Source organism: Sphingomonas rustica, assembly GCF_039652585.1.
Lineage (GTDB): Bacteria > Pseudomonadota > Alphaproteobacteria > Sphingomonadales > Sphingomonadaceae > Sphingomonas > Sphingomonas rustica.
On sequence record NZ_JBDIZK010000002.1, the window covers coordinates 128,777 to 146,864 of the forward strand.

Consider the following 18,088-nt stretch of genomic DNA (forward strand, 5'->3'; position numbering starts at 1 on the left):
CCGCCCGGCGATACCGCGACTTCGGCCCCGTCGCTTTGATCGCGGGCATGGATTTGCGGCGGCTTCCCGGCTATCCCCCGCGCGTGCCCGTGCTCCATGCCCTCGCCAATCCCGCGCGCTTCCTGAAGATCGCGCGTCCGCTGACGCCCATCCTGTTCTGGCTGGGCGTCATCCTGGCGGGCTTCGGCGCCTGGGCCGGGCTCAGGGTGACCCCGCCCGACTATCTCCAGGGCGAGACGGTGCGCATCCTTTATATCCACGTCCCCGCCGCCTGGCTCGGCATGGGCGGATGGAGCGGGGTCGCGATAGCGTCGCTCTGCTACCTCGTCTGGCGCCATCCGCTGGCCAGCCTCGCCGCGCGGGCGATGGCGCCGGTCGGCGCTTTGTTCGCCGCGATCTGCCTGGCCACCGGGTCGATCTGGGGCCGCCCCGCCTGGGGCACTTGGTGGGAATGGGACGGCCGGCTGACCTCGATGCTGCTGCTGCTGTTCGTCTATCTCGCCTATATCGCGCTGGCGAAGGCCGATGCCGAACGCGGCGGGGACGGCCGGGTGCCGGCGCTGTTCGGCGTCGCCGGATCGGTGCTGCTGCCGGTCATCCGCTATTCGGTGGTCTGGTGGAACACGCTGCACCAGGGCCAGAGCATCGGCCTCACCAGCACCAGCATCGACGCCTCGATGCTGTGGCCGCTCTGGTTCACCCTGGTGGGGTTCAGCCTGTTCTTCGGCGGCGTGGTGCTGATGCGGATGCGCGCGGCACTGGCGACCCAGAAGGTCGAGGCGCGGATGAAGCGGATGGCGGCGCAATGATGGATCACTGGACCTTCGTGACGGCGGCCTATGCGATCACCGGCGTCGGGTCGCTCGCGATGGCGGTGGCCAGCTATGTCGCGATGCGCCGCGCCGAGCGGGCGGCGGACGCCCTGAAGCGCAAATGATGAAGCCCAAGCATCAGCGGCTCGTCCTGGGCCTGGCCGCGCTTGCCGCACTCGGCGGCGCCAGCGCGCTGGCCCTGTCCGCGCTGAAGGACGAGGCGGCATTCTTCTACGCCCCCGGCGACATCGCCGGACAGCCGGTGCCGCTCGACCGGGCGGTGCGCCTTGGCGGCATGGTCCAGAAGGGATCGGTCGTGCGCGGCGCCGACGGCGTCTCGATCCGTTTCGTCGTCGAGGATGGGAAGTCGACCGTGCCGGTCGCGTTCCGCGGCGTGACCCCGGACCTGTTCCGGGAAGGATCGGGCGTGGTCGCCGAAGGCAGGTTCCAGCCCGACCGCAGCTTCGTCGCCGACAATCTCCTCGCCAAGCATGACGAGCGCTACATGCCGCCCCAGATGGCGGGCAAGATGCACAAGTCGGAGAGCGTCGAGCAATGATGGCCGAAGGGGGCCTTGCCGCGCTGTGGCTCGCCGCGGCGCTGGCGCTCGTCCAGCTGGTGCTGGCCTGGGGCGCTTGCCGCGCACCGGCGCGCGACGGCGTGGCCGATCCCGGCGACCTGATCCGCGCCACCCGCCGCATCGCCATCGCCCAGGGCGTGCTGGCGGCGATCGCCTTCTTCATCCTGATCCTGCTGTTCGTGAACTCCGACATGTCGGTGCTGCTGGTCGCGACCAACAGCCATTCGGCCAAGCCGATGATCTACAAGATCGCCGGCGCCTGGGGGAATCACGAAGGCTCGATGCTGCTGTGGGTCACGATCCTGGCGGTGGCCGGCGCGGGTGTCGCGCTGTTCGAGCGGCAGCTGGCGGGCAGGACGCTGGCGGCGACGCTCGGCGCGCAGGCCGCGATCGCGCTCGGCTTCTACGCCTTTCTCGCCTTCGCCTCGAACCCTTTCCTCAGGCTGACCCCGCCGGCACCGGACGGGCAGGGGCTCAACCCGCTGCTGCAGGATCCCGGGCTCGCCTTCCATCCGCCCACCCTCTATCTCGGCTATGTCGGCCTGTCGGTCGCATTCAGCTTCGCGGTCGGCGCGCTGGTGATGCGCGATGTCGGGCCCGCCTTTGCCCGGGCGATGCGGCCCTGGGTGCTCGGCGCCTGGATCTTCCTCACGATCGGCATCGCCGCCGGCAGCTACTGGGCCTATTACGAGCTGGGCTGGGGCGGCTGGTGGTTCTGGGACCCGGTCGAGAATGCGTCGCTGATGCCGTGGCTCGCCGCGACCGCGCTGCTCCATTCCGTTACCGTGCTGGCGACCCGCGACGGGCTGCGCGCCTGGACGCTGATGCTCGCGGTCGTCGCCTTCTCGATGTCGATGCTCGGCACCTTCCTGGTGCGCTCGGGCATTCTCGTGTCGGTCCATGCCTTTGCCGTCGACCCGACCCGCGGGACCTTCATCCTCGCGTTGCTCGGCCTCTATATCGGTGGGGCGCTTGCCTTGTTCGGTGCGCGCGTCGGCACGGTGAAACAGGGTTCGACCTTCGAACTGGTCAGCCGCGAGGGCGCGCTGGTCATCAACAACCTGCTGCTCACCGTCATCCTGGGCATCGTCTTCATCGGCACGCTCTATCCGCTTGTGGCCGACGCGATGGGGCAACAGCTGTCGATCGGCCCGCCCTTCTTCAACAAGGCGGCGATCCCGGTGATGATCGCGCTGATGGTCGTCACCATGGCCGGGCCGATGCTCAAATGGCGCCGCGACAAATGGAGCGAACTCGCCCGCAAGATGCTGCTTCCCGCGGCGGCGGCGGTGACCATCGCGCTGATGATGCTGCTTCTGCTGCCCGGCATCGGCCTGTTCCCGCTGCTCGGCCTCATCAGCGCCGCCGCGCTCGGCGTCGCCAGCATCGTGCCGCTGTGGCGCCGCAACCTGCGCCGCACCCCGCTCCACATCTGGGGCATGGTGATCGCGCATCTCGGCGTCGCCGTCAGCATCGCTGGCATGGCCAGCGACAGCGCCTTCAAGCAGGAACGGCTCGCGGCGCTGCGCGTCGGGGAGGTCACCTCGGTCGGCCCGTTCGAGGTGAAGCTTCACGAGATCCGCCCGGTCATCGGCGATAACTGGTCGGCGATGGAGGCGGTGCTGATCGCCCGACGCGGCGACGGCAAGCCCTTCCAGCTCAACCCGCAGCAGCGCTATTTCAACCAGCCGGTGACCACCACCAGCGAGGCGGCGATCCGCACCACCACCGATGGCCAGCTCTACACCGTGCTCGGCGCGGGCGAGGGCTCCGGCCCCGATGCCCGCTGGCAGCTTCGCCTGTGGTGGAAGCCGTGGGTGACCTTCATCTGGTTCGGCGGCGGCCTGATCGCATTCGGTGGCCTGCTCGCGCTGATCGGTCGCATTCGTCGTGAGCGTCGCAGCGCGTCCGAGGAGGAACTGCGATGAGGCGGCTGCTGATCTGGGCGCCGCTGGCGCTGTTCGCGATCATCTTCGGCCTGGTCGCCAGCGGGCTGCTCTCGCCCGCCGACCGCACCGTCAAGTCGGCGCTGATCGGCCAACCCGCGCCGGTGTTCGACCTGCCGCCGCTGATGCCGAACAAGCCCGGCATCCTAAGCAAGGACTTTGCCGACGGCAAGCCGCGCCTCGTCAACATCTTCGCCAGCTGGTGCAGCCCCTGCATTGCCGAGGCGCCGCAGCTGATGGCGCTCAAGCAGCGCGGGGTCGAGATCGTCGGCATCGCCACCGCCGATACGTCGGAAGCGATGCTCGGCTTCCTCACCCGCAACGGCGATCCCTTCGCCGCGATCGGCGACGATCGCCACCGCAAGGTTCAGTTCGCCTTCGGGTCGGCCGGCGTGCCCGAGACGTTCGTGATCGACGGCAAGGGCAAGGTGGTGCTGCAGCATGTCGGCTATGTCAGCCCCGACGACGTGCCCAAGCTGATCGATGCGCTGGAGCGCGCGAAATGAGGCGCGCGCTCGTCCTGCTCGTCGCGCTGCTCGTCGCCGCACCCGCCTTGGCCGAGGGCGATATCCCTGCCACCGAGCTGTCCTATACCCAGCTGAAGAACCCGTCGCAGGAGGCGCAGGCCAAGGCGCTGATGGACACGCTGCGCTGCCTCGTCTGCCAGGGCCAGTCGATCGCCGACAGCGACGCCCAGATGGCGGGCGACATGCGCGCGCTGGTGCGCCAGCGCATCCAGGCGGGCGAAAGCCCCGGCCAGGTGCGGCAGTGGCTGGTCGAACGCTATGGCGATTACGTCACCTATGATCCGCCGATGAGCTGGCTGACCGTGCCTTTGTGGCTGACCCCGATCGCGCTGCTGCTGATCGGCATCCTGATCGCCCGGCGCAGCTTCTCGCGCCGGCCCGGCGAAAGCGGGCAGGGGGAGGACACATGAGCGGCTGGATCATGCTGGCGCTCCTCGCGGCGCTGACCGGTGTCCTGCTCTGGGCGATCGGCTTTCCCAAACGCATGTGGATGGTCGCCGCAACCGCGCTGACGCTGGGCGCGACCGGCTATGCCTGGCAGGGCAGCCCCGGCGTCCCCGGCTACAACGCCGCGACGGCAAAAAAGACCGGCGATCTCGACCCGCTGATGGTCGAGATGCGCGATGCCATGTACGGCCGCTTCAACGCCTCCTGGTATGCGTTCAAGCCGGCCGAGGCCCTGCTGCGCATCGGCGACGCCCGCCGCGCGGTGATCGTGATGGAGGGCGCGGTGAAGCAGGGGCCGCGCGATCCCGCCGCCTGGACCGGCCTCGGCATCGCCCTGTCCGAACATGATCGCGGCGTCTCCCCTGCGGCCCGCTTCGCCTTCGATCGGTCGATCGCCCTCACGCCCAAGCATGGCGGCGGCGCCTATTTCCTCGCCATGGCTTATTTCCGGTCGGGCGATCTCGCCGAATGCCGCAAATGGCTCGCGCTCGCGCTGGAGCGCACGCATGCGGACGCGAGCTACCGCCCCGTCATCGACGCACAATTGCGCCAGCTCGACCAGATCATCGCCCGTCAGACCGAACAGGCGAGCCAGCCGCCGCGGTAGCGAGTGCCCGTCAGCGGCTCCGTTCGATGATCATGTTCTACCATTGGTAGTCGGACGCCATCGCGATCATGTGACGCCCGCTGCGGCGCCCGACCTCGTAGGTACCGATCAGCGGATGCATGTCGGTCGGCCCCGGACATCGGATATGGTTCATAAACTGGCGTAGCGCATGACAGGCGATCAAAGGGTTTCCTCGTTAAGCACCTCGGTCAATTCATGGGATTTCTCGGCACAAGCTCTTTGAAGATCATAAGGGCGTGGAAAGAGCGAGAAGCGCCGACGACGAGGGAACCCGAAAAGGCCTATCGCAGAATTCGTTTCGATCACCGTCACTGACTGCGGAACGCCGAGCTATTATTCTACTCGGGCGTTATACAAACGATTGTTCATTTAAAAATATAGTCCGTCAGATCAGGGTGTGTGATAGAAGTTTTTTTACTTACGCATGGTCATCTAAAGCTATGGAAGGATTACATACTTATTAGGATATAATGCTTCAGCCGGATGCGTGGGCTAAACCATCACCGATCTGACAGTGGCGGGCCGCGTCAGCTTCGAGAGAATTCTCGCAACCGACTCTGCCTTGCGGAGTTCTCCCGCTTTGTCGCCACCAACCCGAATCCCGCCAGGTAGCGAAAGGCCGGCGTAAAATGGTTTATGAAATATCTGAGAATGCAATAGATCGATTCTAGATTGTATATAACTTCCAGGGCGGTCAATCTCTACCGTTCTATAATACCCTCGTGTTCTAGCAAAGCTCTCGGATTTTGGGTATTTCATATCAGAAGGTAGAACATCAATACCGCCGGCGCGAGACGGCGGCGTGCGCATGTCCGGTGGAGAGTGATACATAATGTAATCGCTGCTTAGTATCATATCCATATAAAAACTTAGCTCAATCTTTGGAGCGAGCTTGTTAGGGTCGAGCTGTCTATCGGGTGTTTGCATAAACGGCGAATCTAGAACGGAAATTATGCACTGCTCTTTCAATTTGCTATTGATAGAGTGATCAGAGCCTACTGCTTCGCAGAACTCCTGCATAACTAGGCCTTGAATCGTAACTTGCCGGGTGAGATATTTGTCTCGGTTGAGAGGGAGGGCGGGTGATGTGCCGTTCACTGTCATCTCGACTAGTTTTCTTGCTGTCGATTTAACCTTATCGCCAGCGTACCCCTTTACCAAATCATAAGCTTTTCCAAAAGAAAAAGCTGTAATAGGATCTGCAGCGCCTTGACGATACAGGGAGATAACTGCTCTTGTGTTTGCTAATCCTAAAGTTCTAAGCGCGAATCTTGTGGAAAGTCTAGATAAAGGATAATTTGCAAACATAGCCATCACAGCAGATGTTAACATTATCGAGGCGATTGCGACGAACATCTCGGCTTGTGCTTTGTTTCGATCCTTTTGTTCCTGTAGAACATTTTCAAAATTAACATAAGCAGTATTGTAAGCTTCAACGTACGGAGAAACAACAAGACTAATCCACCAATTGGTGGCGCGTGTGATCTTATCATCTATATCCGACATGAGAGGTTACCTTTCATGACCAAATGACTAATCTATAACGAAATCGGTAAAGCTAACTTGATATGCAATAATTGCAGAATGAAAATTGGTCGGCTTAAGCATTTTTATATCAAGATGGCCATCGCGTACGTGTAAATATTCATCGCCGAGGAATTCGACGCCGAAGGAAGCTCGCACTGCTGGAAAAGCCTTGCGGATTGCGGGGTCGACGAGCCATGGGGCCGGATCAACCAATCGAAACCCGTAACGATATATGGGAAGCGAACCGCTCGCATCGATCCAGACTGAGGTCACTTCGCGCCTAGCGAAGCATAACAAATGCATAGGGAGCGCCGTTCGCTCGGCCGAGGTCAGTGAGAACCATCGTCGAGCCGCGGGGGCGGGCATGAAAAATTTGTCGTTGCTGTTTGCAGGGCCTGGCCGCGGATCCATAATTATCAACTTGGCAGCCAGTAAAGCGCGCGCAGCAGGGGTGTCAGGTGCGGCGCGCATCAGGCCATTGGAATCGGTAACCAACACTTGAGCGCATTGAGGATGAGTGTCGAAGCGCTGCTGAATGAGTCGCTTGGCAGCGCCACTCTTAACTATTTGCAAAGCGTCCCTATCACTTCGGGAAATGTTGCCGCAGCTCGCGAGCGAGAATGCAAATCCGCATAATATCGCGGCATAAGCGCGTCTAATCGGCATCCGATACCATCCAAAAGTCATGCGGTTGGCCATTTCGTTCTTGGGCTCCAGTAAAACGCTGCCACCCAGTTTTCCAAATTTCCTCCTGATGCATCGTCCCAGATAAAAACGGCGCCCTAGTTAGTCGCAGTCATATCGCGGTATTGTAACACATTGTAGAAGTGCAATACCTTGGAATTGCATCCAATTTACTTGGTAATTATCGTGATCGAGCGAGGTGGCCTAGCCTGCGTGATCAACATCGGGTCAAGCTCCACGTCACCGCCGAAACGCGATGGCAAAGCTTCGCCACAACAGCAGCAGGATCACCACACTGATCGCCGCGCCCCAGAACCAATAGGGGAGCAGCAGCGCATCGGCGATCGCGCCGGTATCCGATCGGTGCAGCTGGCCGTCGATGACGCCGCCGGCGGTGAACAGATAGCCGAACTGGTGCCACACGCTGATACAGGCCTCGACGCCCAGCAACTGGATGCCGAAGCGCTGCTGCTCCGCCGTGCCCCGCCAGGCAAGCAGCAGGATGGCGATGCCCAGTGCCGGCAGGATCAGCCAGCCGGTCATCGTCCGCACCCAGATTACCGTGGAGAGGATCAACACCCCGCCCATGATCGCCAGCGCGGCATGCGTCGCCTTGCTGGTTCGCGAGGCGATGATCAGGAGCGCTCCCGCGATCGCAGGTCCCAGGGGGCCGCTCGCCGCGACCAGTGCATCCGGCAGCGGGGAGGCATGGACCGGCCCGAACGACTGGGCGACCCCCGAGCCGTCGGGATAGATCAGCAGGCGTTCGAAATGCCAGCCGAGGAGCATCGCGGCGATGCCATGGCCCATCTCGTGAAACCAGGTGGCCAGGATCGTGAAGGGGTAGAGGATGAGGCTGCCGATCTCGGTCTGCCACAGCAGGATGGATACGATCGCGATCGTCGCCATCAGGCGGAGGCGCTGCCTATGGGCCTGCTCGGCAAGGATCGTGGACATCGGCGCTCCAGTCGGGGTCAGGGCAGGCGGTGACGTCTATCTAGCCAGGCAAGCCACCTGGCTACAACTCCGCCAGAAGCGATGACCATGGCTCGATCGCCAAAAGAAAAGCCCCGGACCTTCCGACCCGGGGCTCCTCGTTTCGATCCGGCCGGCGGAGCTTACTCGCCCCATGCCTCGAACGGCAGGTCCAGCGCCTCGGCGACTGCGGCGTGGCGGATCTTGCCGTCCGACACGTTCAGGCCGTTGGCCAGGTGGCGGTCGGACTGCATCGCCGCCTCGGCGCCCTTGTTGGCCAGCTTCAGCACGAACGGCAGCGTCGCATTGTTCAGCGCGAAGGCCGAGGTGCGGGCGACCGCGCCCGGCATGTTGGCGACGCAGTAGTGGATCACGCCGTCGATCTCGTAGACCGGATCGTCATGCGTGGTGGCATGGCTGGTCTCGAAGCAGCCGCCCTGGTCGATCGCGATGTCGACCAGCACCGATCCGCGCATCATCGTCTTCAGCATGTCGCGCGTGACCAGCTTCGGCGCGGCGGCGCCGGGGACCAGGACCGCGCCGATGATCAGCTGCGACCGGCTGATCGCCTCGGCGATCGCCGCCTTGCTGGCATAGGCGGTCTTGATCTGGCTGCCGAAATGCATGTCCAGCTCGGCCAGGCGCTCGTTGTTGATGTCGTAGATCGTCACGTCGGCGCGCTGGCCGACCGCCATCTGCGCCGCATTGATGCCAGAGACGCCGCCGCCCAGGATCGCGACCTTGCACGGCGCGACGCCGGGAACGCCGCCCAGCAGTTCGCCGCGGCCGCCCTGTTCCTTTTCCAGATAATGCGCGCCGACCTGGATCGACATGCGGCCGGCAACTTCCGACATCGGCTTCAGCAGCGGCAGCGCGCCCGAATTCGACGTCACCGTCTCATAGGCGATGCAGGTCGCGCCCGACTTCATCAGGCCCTCGGCCTGCGGCTTGTCGGCGGCGAGGTGGAGATAGGTGAACAGCAGGTGGCGCGGCTCGAGCATCGCGATTTCCTGCGCCTGCGGCTCCTTGACCTTCACGATCATGTCGGACCGGGCGAACACGCTCCTGGCGTGCGGGGCGATCGTCGCGCCGACCCTGGTATAGGCCTCGTCCTCGAAATCGATTCCCATGCCGGCGTTCGCCTCGACGATCACCTCGTGACCGGCGGCGACCAGCTCGGCGACCGACGCCGGGGTCAGGCCGACGCGATATTCGTGGTTCTTGATTTCCTTGGGGACACCGATGCGCATGGCAGCTCTCCTGAAACTTCCGATGAGGGATGGTATCTCAGGTTACCGGTGCGAATCCCTGCAAACTTGTGCGTCAAAGCTGGCGATGACACATGAAACTGCTAACATGGCCAGCTCAACCGGGAATTCATGCATATGGACCGCATCTTCACCGCGATCCTCAAATTGCTCGCCGCCGATGCGCGCGCGCCGGTCAGCGGCATCGCCGCCGATGTCGGACTGTCGCAATCCGCCTGTACCCGCCGCATCCAGGCGCTCGAGGCGTCGGGCCATATCCAGGGCTATGGCGCGCGACTCGGCCACCGCGAACTCGGCTTCCGCGTGACCGCGCTGGTCGACATCACCCTGGGAACGCAGAAGGAAGAGGATCTTGCCGCCTTCGAGCGCGCGGTTTCGGGGATCGACGGCATCGTCGAATGCGCGCTGGTCTCCGGCGGGCAGGACTACCGGCTCAAGATCCTGGCCCGCGATCTTGACGATTACGAGCGCCTCCACCGCGAACATCTCGGCCGCCTGCCCGGCGTGGTGACGATCAACTCCAGCTTCGTGCTGCGATCCGTGCCCACCCGCAGCGAGGCCGATGCCCTGTTCGGGACGGGCTCCGCCGGGGTCATGCGGTCCTGAGTTCGTCGACGACGCTGTCGAACCGGTCCAGATATGCCTGCTCCATCCCGGCCGGGTCGAGCGAGAACAGGGCGAGCGCCGCCGGCAGGGCCAGGTCGCGCGCGGCGTTCCGGCCATCCTCTTGGAACTGCGGATGGACATCGGCCGCCGCCTGCAGGTCTCCGGCGTTGCGAATCCCGTAATCCGCCGCCCACAGGCAATAGATCAGGCGTTCGAACGGGGTCAGTGCGGACTCCCCGTGCTCGGTCTTCCGCACGATGACCTCATGACCTGTCTCCAGCAGCCAGGTTTCGTTGTCCATCTCGGCCATGCTCGTTTCCCCGCGACTGTCGTGTCCGCCGCGCGATCTTTCGCGGGCCGCGAGGAATGTGGAACCGGCGGATGATCCGGCGGTTCCGCATCCGAAACGCCGTTGCGGGTGCATGTTGCACGTGCTAACGGCGCGCCACTTTGCAGAAGGCGAGAACACAGGTCGTATGGCCATCTCCGTTCCCTTCTCACCGGCCAGTCGTTTCCGCCCGTGAGCACCCCCGAAAGCGCTGAACCCGTTGTGGGCCAGGAGGAGCATCTCCCGGCGCACGACCATTCGCATGACGGGCTGATCAAGCTTGCCATCGGGGCGATCGGCATCGTCTTCGGCGATATCGGCACCAGTCCGCTCTACGCCTTTCGCGAGACGTTCGACGGCCACCACAAGATGGCGCTCGACGCCGCGCACATCATGGGCGTGATCAGCCTGATGTTCTGGTCGATGATGGCGGTAGTGACGCTGAAATACGTCACCATCATCATGCGCGCCGACAACAAGGGCGAGGGCGGCAGCCTGGCGCTGCTCGCGCTGATCAACCGCAAGAGCGGGCAGAAGAAATGGACCGCGGGCATCGTCCTGCTGGGGGTCTTCGCGACCGCGCTCTTCTATGGCGACTCGATGATCACCCCGGCGGTATCGGTACTGTCCGCGGTCGAGGGGCTGGCCATTGCCGCGCCCGGGTTCAGCGGGCTGATCGTGCCGATCTCGGTTGCGATCATGGTCGGTCTGTTCTCGATCCAGAGCACGGGAACGGCCCGGGTCGGGATGTTCTTCGGCCCGATCATGCTGATCTATTTCGCGGCGATCGCGACGCTCGGCATTCTCAGTTTCATCCAGACGCCGGACATCCTCTGGGCGCTCAATCCCTGGTACGCCGTCCGCTTCTTCGTCGATACCCCGGGCCAGGCGTTCCTGGCGCTGGGATCGGTCGTCCTGGCGGTCACCGGGGCGGAGGCGCTCTATGCCGATATGGGGCATTTCGGGCGCAATCCGATCCGCGTCTCGTGGCTGTGGTTCGTGCTGCCGGCGCTGATGTGCAACTATATGGGGCAGGGCGCGCTGCTGATGCGCGACCAGGGCGCGATCAACAGCCCCTTCTACAATCTCGCGCCCGAGGCGCTCCAGCTTCCGCTCGTCGGCGTCGCCACGCTCGCCGCGATCATCGCGTCGCAGGCGGTGATCTCGGGCGCCTTCTCGGTCACGCAGCAGGCGATCCAGCTCGGCTTCATGCCCCGGCTGCGGATCGAGCATACCAGCGCCTCGACCGCGGGCCAGATCTACATCCCGCTCGTCAACTGGGCGCTGATGGTGATGGTCATCCTGCTGGTGCTCAGCTTCCAGACCTCGTCGAACCTCACCGCGGCCTATGGCATCGCCGTCACCGGTGCGATGCTGATCGACAATTGCCTGCTCGCGGTGCTGCTGCTGACGCTGTGGGGCTGGCGCAAGCGCTATGCGATCCCGCTGCTGGCGCTCTTCTTCACGGTCGATCTGGCCTATTTCGCCGCGAACATGACCAAGGTGCCCGATGGCGGCTGGTTCCCGCTGCTGGTCGGCTTCCTGATCTTCACCCTGCTGACCACCTGGTCCAAGGGGCGGATGCTGATGATGCAGCGGCTGCGCGAAAGTGCGATGCCGATCAGCATCTTCATCGAAAGCGCCGCCAATTCCGCCACCCGCGTCCCCGGCACTGCGGTCTTCATGACCTCGACGCCCGAAGGCGTGCCGCATGCGCTGCTCCACAACCTCAAGCACAACAAGGTGTTGCACGAGCGGGTGATCCTGTTGACCGTGAAGATCGCCGACTCGCCCTATGTCCCGGACGAGAACCGCATCTATCTCGAGGACCTGGGCAAGGGCTTCCACCGCATGGTGCTGAAGTTCGGCTTCATGCAGGAGGCGGACGTGCCCGCGGCGCTGAAGCAGGTCGATACCTGCGGCGCCGAGTTCAAGATGATGGAGACCAGCTTCTTCCTGGCGCGACAGACGCTGCTGCCCTCGGCGCGGCCGGGGATGATGATCTGGCGCGAGAAGCTGTTCGCCTGGATGCTGCGCAACGCCGAAAGCGCGATGGAGTTCTTCCGCCTGCCGACCAACCGGGTGGTCGAGCTGGGCAGCCAGGTCGAGATTTGAGCGACCCGGCATCGACCGGTTCGGCGGCAGGCGGGGCAGGGGTCAGGCCTGCCCCGCTGATCGTCACCGTGCTGTTCGGGCGGCAGGACCAGGCCTGGTTCGATGCGCTGCGCCGCGAGCATTTCCCGCCCGATCGGCTGGTCGTCGGCGCGCACCTCACCCTGTTCCATCATCTGCCCCCCTCGGTTGCCGACGAACTCAAGCACCGGCTGAGCGAGGAGACCCGCGGCATCCGTGCGCCGCGCGCGAAGGTCACCGGGCTCATGTCGCTCGGCCGCGGCGTCGCCTACCGGATCGAGGCGCCCGAACTGTCGGCGATTCGCGAGCGGCTGGTCGATGCCTTTGCCGGCATGCTGATGCCGCAGGACGCCGGACGCTGGCGGCCGCATGTCACCGTGCAGAACAAGGTCGCGCCCGTGCTCGCCGGTGCCGTTCTCAAGGCGCTGTCGCGCGATTTCGTGCCGCGCGAGGTCGAGATCGCCGGGCTCGCCAGCTGGCATTATCGCGGAGGTCCGTGGGAGGCGCATTCGCGTCACATGTTCGCTTGACCCGCCCCGGCGCCCTGACTATGAGGCGCCCTCGCTCAGGCGATCTCGTGAGGCGGGGTAGCTCAGTTGGTTAGAGCAGCGGAATCATAATCCGCGTGTCGGGGGTTCAAGTCCCTCCCTCGCTACCAGTTCAAACCCCCGGAAGACTTCGGTTTTCCGGGGGTTTTCCTTTGCGTTTCCGCCAGCTCGCGCCCGGCCCGGCATCTGCCCGGTCGCGCCACCGGTTGACACGCACGATATCATGTAACATTAAATGATGCGAATTAGAGGCTGGAGCATCGACCATGCAGCATGACGTAGCGATCATCGGAGGCAGCTTCGCGGGCCTGGCCGCCGCGACCTATCTGGCACGGGCGCGGCAGCGCGTCTGCGTGATCGACAGCGGCCGGCCCCGCAACCGCTTCGCCGATGCGTCGCACGGCTTTCTGGGCCATGACGGCAGTGATCCCGCACGCATCCTGCAGGCCGCGCGCGACCAGCTGGCGGCCTATCCGACCGTCTCGTTCGTCGCGGGCGAGGCAGTCGATGCCGGACGCGACGGCGACGGCTTCCTCGTGCGGCTCGGCGGGGATTCGGGGTCGCCGCTCTCGGCGCGTCGGCTGATCCTCGCCTTCGGGCTGCACGACGACCTGCCCGGTCTACCCGGTCTGCGCGATCGCTGGGGCAAGAGCGCGATCCACTGTCCCTATTGCCATGGCTATGAATTCGCCGATCGGCCGCTGGGCGTGCTCTACCGCGTCCCGATGTCCGCGCATCAGGCGATGCTCGTCGCCGACTGGGGGCCGACGACGCTCTACATGAACGGCGCGCCGCGGCTCGACGACGAGACGCTGGCGAAGCTCGCCGCGCGCGGGGTGCAGGTGGTGCCGGATCCGGTGCGGGCGCTGCACGGCGAACGCTGCGCGCTCGACTCGATCGAGCTGGACGACGGATCTCGGCTCCCGCTCGAGGCACTCTACGTCGCGCCGCAGTCCCGTCTGGCCAGCCCGATCGCGCGCGGGCTCGGCTGCACGGTCGAGGACGGGCCGGCGGGGGAGATGCTCGTTACCGATGCCGACAGGCAGACCGATGTGCCGGGCGTCTATGCGGCGGGCGACATCGCCCGCGCCCCGCACAGCGTCAGCTGGGCCGTGGCCGACGGGGTGACCGCGGGCACTGCAGTGCACCGCGCGTCGGTGTTCGGCTGAGGCGAGGTGTCAGAGACTGTTTGGAAAATCGCGAAAGAGCGATTTTCAAGGCGGCACGGGCCGGCACCGCAATGCGCCAACAGGCGCATTTCAAAACGGTCTCTCAGGGCAGGCGGCGCGCGGTCACGATGCGCACCGGCTTGGCCAGCATCTCGCCCTTGAACGTGCCGCCCGGCGCGGTGGGCGCCTCGTTGATCTTGCGGATCACGTCCATCCCCTCGACCACCCGACCGAAGGCGGCGTAGCCCAGATTGTCGCCCGGCTTGGTCGGGTCGGCATCCATCGACGGCTGGTCGCCCAGCATGATCGTGAAATCGCCGCGCGCGCTCCCCGGCGCCAGCCTAGCGGTCGAGATCGTGCCGTCGAGATGCTTGATCCCCGTTTGCGTCGTCGGCTCATGCCTGATCGGCGGCAGCACCCGCTTCGGCGCGTTCTGCACGCCGAACTGGACGAAGCCGAAATTCGGCGCGACCCGGACGGTGCGGTAGAAGACCGTGCCGTCCAGCCGCTTCTGGTCCACATAGCGTAGGAAATTTCCTACGGTGATCGGCGCCTTCTCGCGCTCCAGTTCCAGCACGAATCGCCCTTCGCTGGTTTCCATCGCCACCCGGACGGTTGCCGGCTTGCCGGCAGCGGCCGTTCCGGTCTGGGCGGCCGCGGGCAGCGCGCAGGCCAGGGCCATCATCGTCAACACCAGCCACCGCATCATGTCGTTCTCCCGCGAGATGCCATAATCGACGTCGTCCTCCGTATCGATCCGTATCGGACAATTACGGGAACGAAATCTTATCTCGCTTCTTATAGGAAGAGGCCAGGCGAACAAAAAGGGCCGCTAATCTAGGAGAGAGATGTGATGAAGACATGGACGACCGCGCCGCGGAAATTCGTCGATATCGACGAAGACCGGATGCCTCCCGGCGGCGGGTTGCTGATCGCTTTTGGGATTTCCGTCGCGTTCTGGGGCCTGCTCGCCTGGGTGGTCCTCTGATCGACTGATCGACTGATCGGCCAAGCTCGGCTTGGTTCCTCCACAGCTTTTCGACGCCGCGTGCGGCTTTGCAGCGGCGTCGCCCGAACCCATGTTGCTTCCGAACCCGCCCGCACCCTAGATGGCGGCACAGATCATTTCGGAAGACTCGATGACCGCCACCCATTCCACGCGCATGCTGATCCTCGGTTCGGGCCCTGCCGGCCTTTCCGCCGCCATCTATGGCGCGCGCGCCGGGCTCGCGCCGATCGTCGTCCAGGGCATCCAGCCCGGCGGCCAGCTGACCACCACCACCGATGTCGAGAATTATCCCGGCTTCCGCGAAGTCATCCAGGGCCCGTGGCTGATGGAGGAGATGCAGGCCCAGGCCGAGCATGTCGGCGCCAAGATGATGTGGGACACCATTGTCGAGGTCGACCTGAGCCAGCGCCCGTTCCGCCTGATCGGCGACGGCGGTACCGTCTATCTGGGTGACGTACTGGTGATCGCCACCGGCGCCCAGGCCAAGTGGCTGGGCATGGACAGCGAGGAAAGCCTAAAGGGCAAGGGCGTCAGCGCCTGCGCGACCTGCGACGGCTTCTTCTACCGCGGCAAGAAGGTCGCGGTGATCGGCGGCGGCAACACCGCGGTCGAAGAGGCGCTGTACCTGACCAACCACAGCCATGACGTCACCCTGATCCACCGCCGCGACAGCCTGCGTGCGGAAAAGATCCTTCAGGAGCGGCTGTTCGCCAACGAGCGGATCAAGGTCCTGTGGAACAAGGAAGTGTCGCGCTTCGTCGGCGAGGGCGAGCCGCATGGGCTGGTCGCGATCGAGCTGAAGGACACCGTCACGGGCGACCTGTCGCGAGTCGATGTCGAGGGCGGCTTCGTCGCGATCGGCCACCATCCGGCGACCGAGCTGTTCCGCGGCCATGTCGAGCTCGACGAGGATCATTATATCAAGGTCGAGCCGGGCAGCACCCGTACCAACATCCCGGGCGTGTTCGCGTGTGGCGACGTGATGGACAAGATCTATCGCCAGGCCGTCACCGCCGCCGGCACCGGCTGCATGGCCGCGCTCGACGCCGAGCGCTTCCTGGCCGAAGTCGACTTCGAACAGGTTGCTCAAGCTGCTGAGTAAATAAATGAAATCAGGCTATTATCCTGATCTTGCGAGCCGACTAGCGCCTGTTCAGGTCGCTTAGCGCCTGGTCGATCTTCGCGAACAGCCACGCTTTGTCCTCCTCCCCGGCAAAGCTGTGGCTGGCCGTGTCTCGTGCGGTGATCTTCGCCCGCTCACGCGCGGGGGCAAAGGTCGGCGTTTCCCAGGCCTCGCGAAACGCGACGGCCGTGTTGTCCCGCGCCGCGGTCAGGATGGTCACCGGGATTTCGGCGTCCGCCATCGCGGTCGCCAACCGCTCCGAGACATCGGTGCCGTGTTGAGATCGCGTCTCCGTGATCTTGGACAAGCCTCGAAATAGCTTGCTGAAATCTACCTCTCCGCGAAACAGCCGAGCCCATTGCCGCGGGTCCTTCACCCGCTCGGCATAGCGTGCCCGGATCGCCGCGGCAGGAGGAAGCGCGTCGTGTTCCTCCGTTACCCAGGGGTTGGCTAGCAACAGCGCGTCGATCCCCGCGTGCTCATGAAACAGTGCCAGCGCCGTCGCGGCATCGCAATTGCCGAAGGCCAGGATGCGGGTCAGCTGTGGGACTTCCGTCCGAAACGTCGCCGCAGCAGCGGCAATGTCCGGCCCGCTGCCCTCATATCCCGAATTCAGCCCGGTCGAATCGCCCACGCCGCGCCGGTCGTAGCGCAGCACCGGCGCGCCAAGCTCGGCGGCGACGCGCGCCGCCAGCAGCGCCATGCCGCGATGCGCGCCGCTGCGGATCTCGTTGCCGCCCGAGACGATCAGCAGCCCGGTGCTGCCCGCCGCCTCGTCGATCGTCCCGACCAGGGTTTCGTTCCCGCAGGGAAAGCCGATCAGCCGTCGCATCGCCGGATCCAGGATGCGATGTCGTCGGCCAGCCGCGCGGCCAGCGCTGGATCGGTGCCGGGTTCGGCCCGCCGCCACAAGGGGCTGCCCGGCAGCCGAAGATCGGCCTCGCGCGGATCCCCGTCCAGCCGCACCGCGCGCGCGCCTGGCTGCGGATGCGCCGATGCCAAGTCGTCGAGCAGCGTCCTCGACACCAGGTTCCCGGCGATCCCGACGAACGCGTCTTCAGGCGCCATCACGCCCGCCTCCCGGGCGGCGGCCTGGCGGATCCGCGTCAGCTCGCGCAGCAGCTCCTCGCCGGTCTGCGGCGCCAGATGCCAGCGCCCGGCCGCATCTGCCAGCGTCTCCACCAATGCCCCGCTGCGCACGGCGATGACCCAGGGCGCGCGCCGCTCGTCGCGGACTCGCGTCACCGCCGCCGCAAACGCCTCGCGCAGGGCGGGCAGCGTCATGTCGCGCGTCTCGACCAGGCTCTCGCCGGTGCCGGGCAGGTCGGGCAGGGCGCCGGCGATGCCGCGACCGGCAAGTGCGCGCAGGATCGCCACGACGAACGCCCGCGTCCGGTTTGCTTCCTCGAACAGGGGAAGCGCCGCAACCACGACCGGGCCCTCCGCCGGACCGAAGCGAAGCATCGCCTCCCGTCCGCCGGCCCAGTCGTAGCTCGCGATCATTTGAGCGCTTTTGCCGCCGCGAACCGGGTGAGCGAACCGAAGCTCTCCAGCATCTCGCCATCGACCTCGTCATCCTCGATCAGGATGGCCAGCCGATCTTCGAGTTCGGTCAGCACGCCGGCGACCGCCATCGAATCGAGTTCGGGCAGCGCGCCGAACAGCGGCGTCGCCTCGGTGAACGCGGCCACCCGCTCGGCACTGATCCCCAGCACGTCGCGCAATACGGCGCGCACGGTATTCTCGACTTCTGCGATCCCGTCGGGTTGCACGGTCTA

The 18,088-nt window shown here is 64.9% G+C and carries 22 protein-coding genes and 1 tRNA gene; 14 read left to right on the forward strand and 9 right to left on the reverse strand.

Annotation, left to right across the window (positions count from 1 at the left end):
• Positions 1-47 precede the first annotated feature (47 nt).
• Genes ccmC through TPR58_RS03585 form a run of 7 tightly spaced genes read left to right on the forward strand, consistent with a single transcriptional unit; the run spans position 48 to position 4,919 of the window.
• Complete coding sequence (gene ccmC, locus TPR58_RS03555; protein WP_346245239.1) at positions 48-809, forward strand: heme ABC transporter permease CcmC; 762 nt, start codon at positions 48-50, stop codon at positions 807-809.
• Positions 809-937, forward strand: a complete 129-nt coding sequence (locus tag TPR58_RS03560) for a hypothetical protein (protein WP_346245240.1) — start codon at positions 809-811, stop codon at positions 935-937. The genes ccmC and TPR58_RS03560 overlap by 1 nt, the downstream gene beginning before the upstream one ends.
• Complete coding sequence (gene ccmE, locus TPR58_RS03565) at positions 937-1,371, forward strand: cytochrome c maturation protein CcmE (RefSeq protein WP_346245634.1); 435 nt, start codon at positions 937-939, stop codon at positions 1,369-1,371. Before TPR58_RS03560 ends, ccmE begins: the two co-directional genes overlap by 1 nt.
• Positions 1,368-3,320, forward strand: coding sequence for a heme lyase CcmF/NrfE family subunit (locus TPR58_RS03570; RefSeq protein WP_346245241.1), 1,953 nt, complete (start codon positions 1,368-1,370; stop codon positions 3,318-3,320). Before ccmE ends, TPR58_RS03570 begins: the two co-directional genes overlap by 4 nt.
• Positions 3,317-3,844, forward strand: a complete 528-nt coding sequence (locus tag TPR58_RS03575; RefSeq protein WP_346245242.1) for a redoxin family protein — start codon at positions 3,317-3,319, stop codon at positions 3,842-3,844. The genes TPR58_RS03570 and TPR58_RS03575 overlap by 4 nt, the downstream gene beginning before the upstream one ends.
• Complete coding sequence (locus TPR58_RS03580; RefSeq protein ID WP_346245243.1) at positions 3,841-4,275, forward strand: cytochrome c-type biogenesis protein; 435 nt, start codon at positions 3,841-3,843, stop codon at positions 4,273-4,275. Before TPR58_RS03575 ends, TPR58_RS03580 begins: the two co-directional genes overlap by 4 nt.
• A complete protein-coding gene (locus tag TPR58_RS03585; protein ID WP_346245244.1) occupies positions 4,272-4,919 on the forward strand; it encodes a tetratricopeptide repeat protein in 648 nt (215 codons plus the stop codon). The genes TPR58_RS03580 and TPR58_RS03585 overlap by 4 nt, the downstream gene beginning before the upstream one ends.
• 513 nt (positions 4,920-5,432) lie before the next feature.
• Here TPR58_RS03585 and TPR58_RS03590 read toward each other — a convergent pair.
• From TPR58_RS03590 to ald, 4 genes are all read right to left on the reverse strand, one after another.
• Positions 5,433-6,446 (reverse strand): hypothetical protein, encoded by a 1,014-nt coding sequence (locus TPR58_RS03590; protein ID WP_346245245.1) that lies wholly within the window; start codon positions 6,444-6,446, stop codon positions 5,433-5,435.
• A gap of 27 nt (positions 6,447-6,473) precedes the next feature.
• Positions 6,474-7,166 (reverse strand): hypothetical protein, encoded by a 693-nt coding sequence (locus TPR58_RS03595; RefSeq protein WP_346245246.1) that lies wholly within the window; start codon positions 7,164-7,166, stop codon positions 6,474-6,476.
• Between the two features lie 225 nt (positions 7,167-7,391).
• On the reverse strand, positions 7,392-8,108 hold the full coding sequence (locus tag TPR58_RS03600; RefSeq protein ID WP_346245247.1) for a M50 family metallopeptidase: 717 nt from the start codon (positions 8,106-8,108) through the stop codon (positions 7,392-7,394).
• A 161-nt stretch (positions 8,109-8,269) separates the two neighbouring features.
• A complete protein-coding gene (gene ald / locus TPR58_RS03605) occupies positions 8,270-9,376 on the reverse strand; it encodes an alanine dehydrogenase (RefSeq protein ID WP_346245248.1) in 1,107 nt (368 codons plus the stop codon).
• Between the two features lie 135 nt (positions 9,377-9,511).
• Between ald and TPR58_RS03610 the strand changes: the two genes are divergently transcribed.
• A complete protein-coding gene (locus TPR58_RS03610; RefSeq protein ID WP_346245249.1) occupies positions 9,512-10,000 on the forward strand; it encodes an Lrp/AsnC family transcriptional regulator in 489 nt (162 codons plus the stop codon).
• On the opposite strand, the gene TPR58_RS03615 is transcribed toward TPR58_RS03610, so the two are convergent.
• Positions 9,987-10,310 carry a hypothetical protein gene (locus tag TPR58_RS03615; RefSeq protein WP_346245250.1) on the reverse strand — a complete coding sequence of 108 codons (324 nt, stop codon included), beginning with the start codon at positions 10,308-10,310 and terminating at the stop codon, positions 9,987-9,989. The genes TPR58_RS03610 and TPR58_RS03615 overlap by 14 nt on opposite strands.
• A 240-nt stretch (positions 10,311-10,550) precedes the next feature.
• Here TPR58_RS03615 and TPR58_RS03620 point away from each other — a divergent pair, with 240 nt between their 5' ends.
• The 4 genes from TPR58_RS03620 to TPR58_RS03635 all read left to right on the forward strand — a co-directional run bounded on the left by TPR58_RS03620 (position 10,551) and on the right by TPR58_RS03635 (position 14,178).
• A complete protein-coding gene (locus tag TPR58_RS03620) occupies positions 10,551-12,443 on the forward strand; it encodes a potassium transporter Kup (RefSeq protein WP_346245635.1) in 1,893 nt (630 codons plus the stop codon).
• Complete coding sequence (locus tag TPR58_RS03625; protein WP_346245251.1) at positions 12,440-12,991, forward strand: 2'-5' RNA ligase family protein; 552 nt, start codon at positions 12,440-12,442, stop codon at positions 12,989-12,991. Before TPR58_RS03620 ends, TPR58_RS03625 begins: the two co-directional genes overlap by 4 nt.
• Before the next feature lie 51 nt (positions 12,992-13,042).
• Positions 13,043-13,119: transfer RNA gene (locus tag TPR58_RS03630), tRNA-Met, on the forward strand.
• Positions 13,120-13,275: 156 nt separating this feature from the next.
• Positions 13,276-14,178 carry an NAD(P)/FAD-dependent oxidoreductase gene (locus tag TPR58_RS03635; protein ID WP_346245252.1) on the forward strand — a complete coding sequence of 301 codons (903 nt, stop codon included), beginning with the start codon at positions 13,276-13,278 and terminating at the stop codon, positions 14,176-14,178.
• Between the two features lie 103 nt (positions 14,179-14,281).
• On the opposite strand, the gene TPR58_RS03640 is transcribed toward TPR58_RS03635, so the two are convergent.
• The gene (locus TPR58_RS03640) at positions 14,282-14,887 is read right to left on the reverse strand and encodes a peptidylprolyl isomerase (protein ID WP_346245253.1); all 606 of its coding nucleotides are present in this window, start codon (positions 14,885-14,887) and stop codon (positions 14,282-14,284) included.
• Between the two features lie 144 nt (positions 14,888-15,031).
• On the opposite strand from TPR58_RS03640, the gene TPR58_RS03645 reads away from it, so the two are divergent.
• Both TPR58_RS03645 and trxB read left to right on the forward strand, forming a co-directional pair.
• Positions 15,032-15,166 carry a hypothetical protein gene (locus TPR58_RS03645; RefSeq protein ID WP_346245254.1) on the forward strand — a complete coding sequence of 45 codons (135 nt, stop codon included), beginning with the start codon at positions 15,032-15,034 and terminating at the stop codon, positions 15,164-15,166.
• A 151-nt stretch (positions 15,167-15,317) separates the two neighbouring features.
• Positions 15,318-16,289 carry a thioredoxin-disulfide reductase gene (trxB, locus tag TPR58_RS03650; protein ID WP_346245255.1) on the forward strand — a complete coding sequence of 324 codons (972 nt, stop codon included), beginning with the start codon at positions 15,318-15,320 and terminating at the stop codon, positions 16,287-16,289.
• Positions 16,290-16,329: 40 nt separating this feature from the next.
• On the opposite strand, the gene TPR58_RS03655 is transcribed toward trxB, so the two are convergent.
• The 3 genes from TPR58_RS03655 to TPR58_RS03665 are packed head-to-tail and all read right to left on the reverse strand — an operon-like array spanning position 16,330 to position 18,082.
• Positions 16,330-17,142: a hydrolase 1, exosortase A system-associated gene (locus TPR58_RS03655; protein WP_346245256.1), complete on the reverse strand. Its 813-nt coding sequence runs from the start codon at positions 17,140-17,142 to the stop codon at positions 16,330-16,332.
• Complete coding sequence (locus TPR58_RS03660; RefSeq protein ID WP_346245258.1) at positions 17,130-17,813, reverse strand: hypothetical protein; 684 nt, start codon at positions 17,811-17,813, stop codon at positions 17,130-17,132. The genes TPR58_RS03655 and TPR58_RS03660 overlap by 13 nt, the downstream gene beginning before the upstream one ends.
• Positions 17,810-18,082 (reverse strand): acyl carrier protein, encoded by a 273-nt coding sequence (locus TPR58_RS03665; protein WP_346245260.1) that lies wholly within the window; start codon positions 18,080-18,082, stop codon positions 17,810-17,812. The genes TPR58_RS03660 and TPR58_RS03665 overlap by 4 nt, the downstream gene beginning before the upstream one ends.
• Positions 18,083-18,088: the final 6 nt, after the last annotated feature.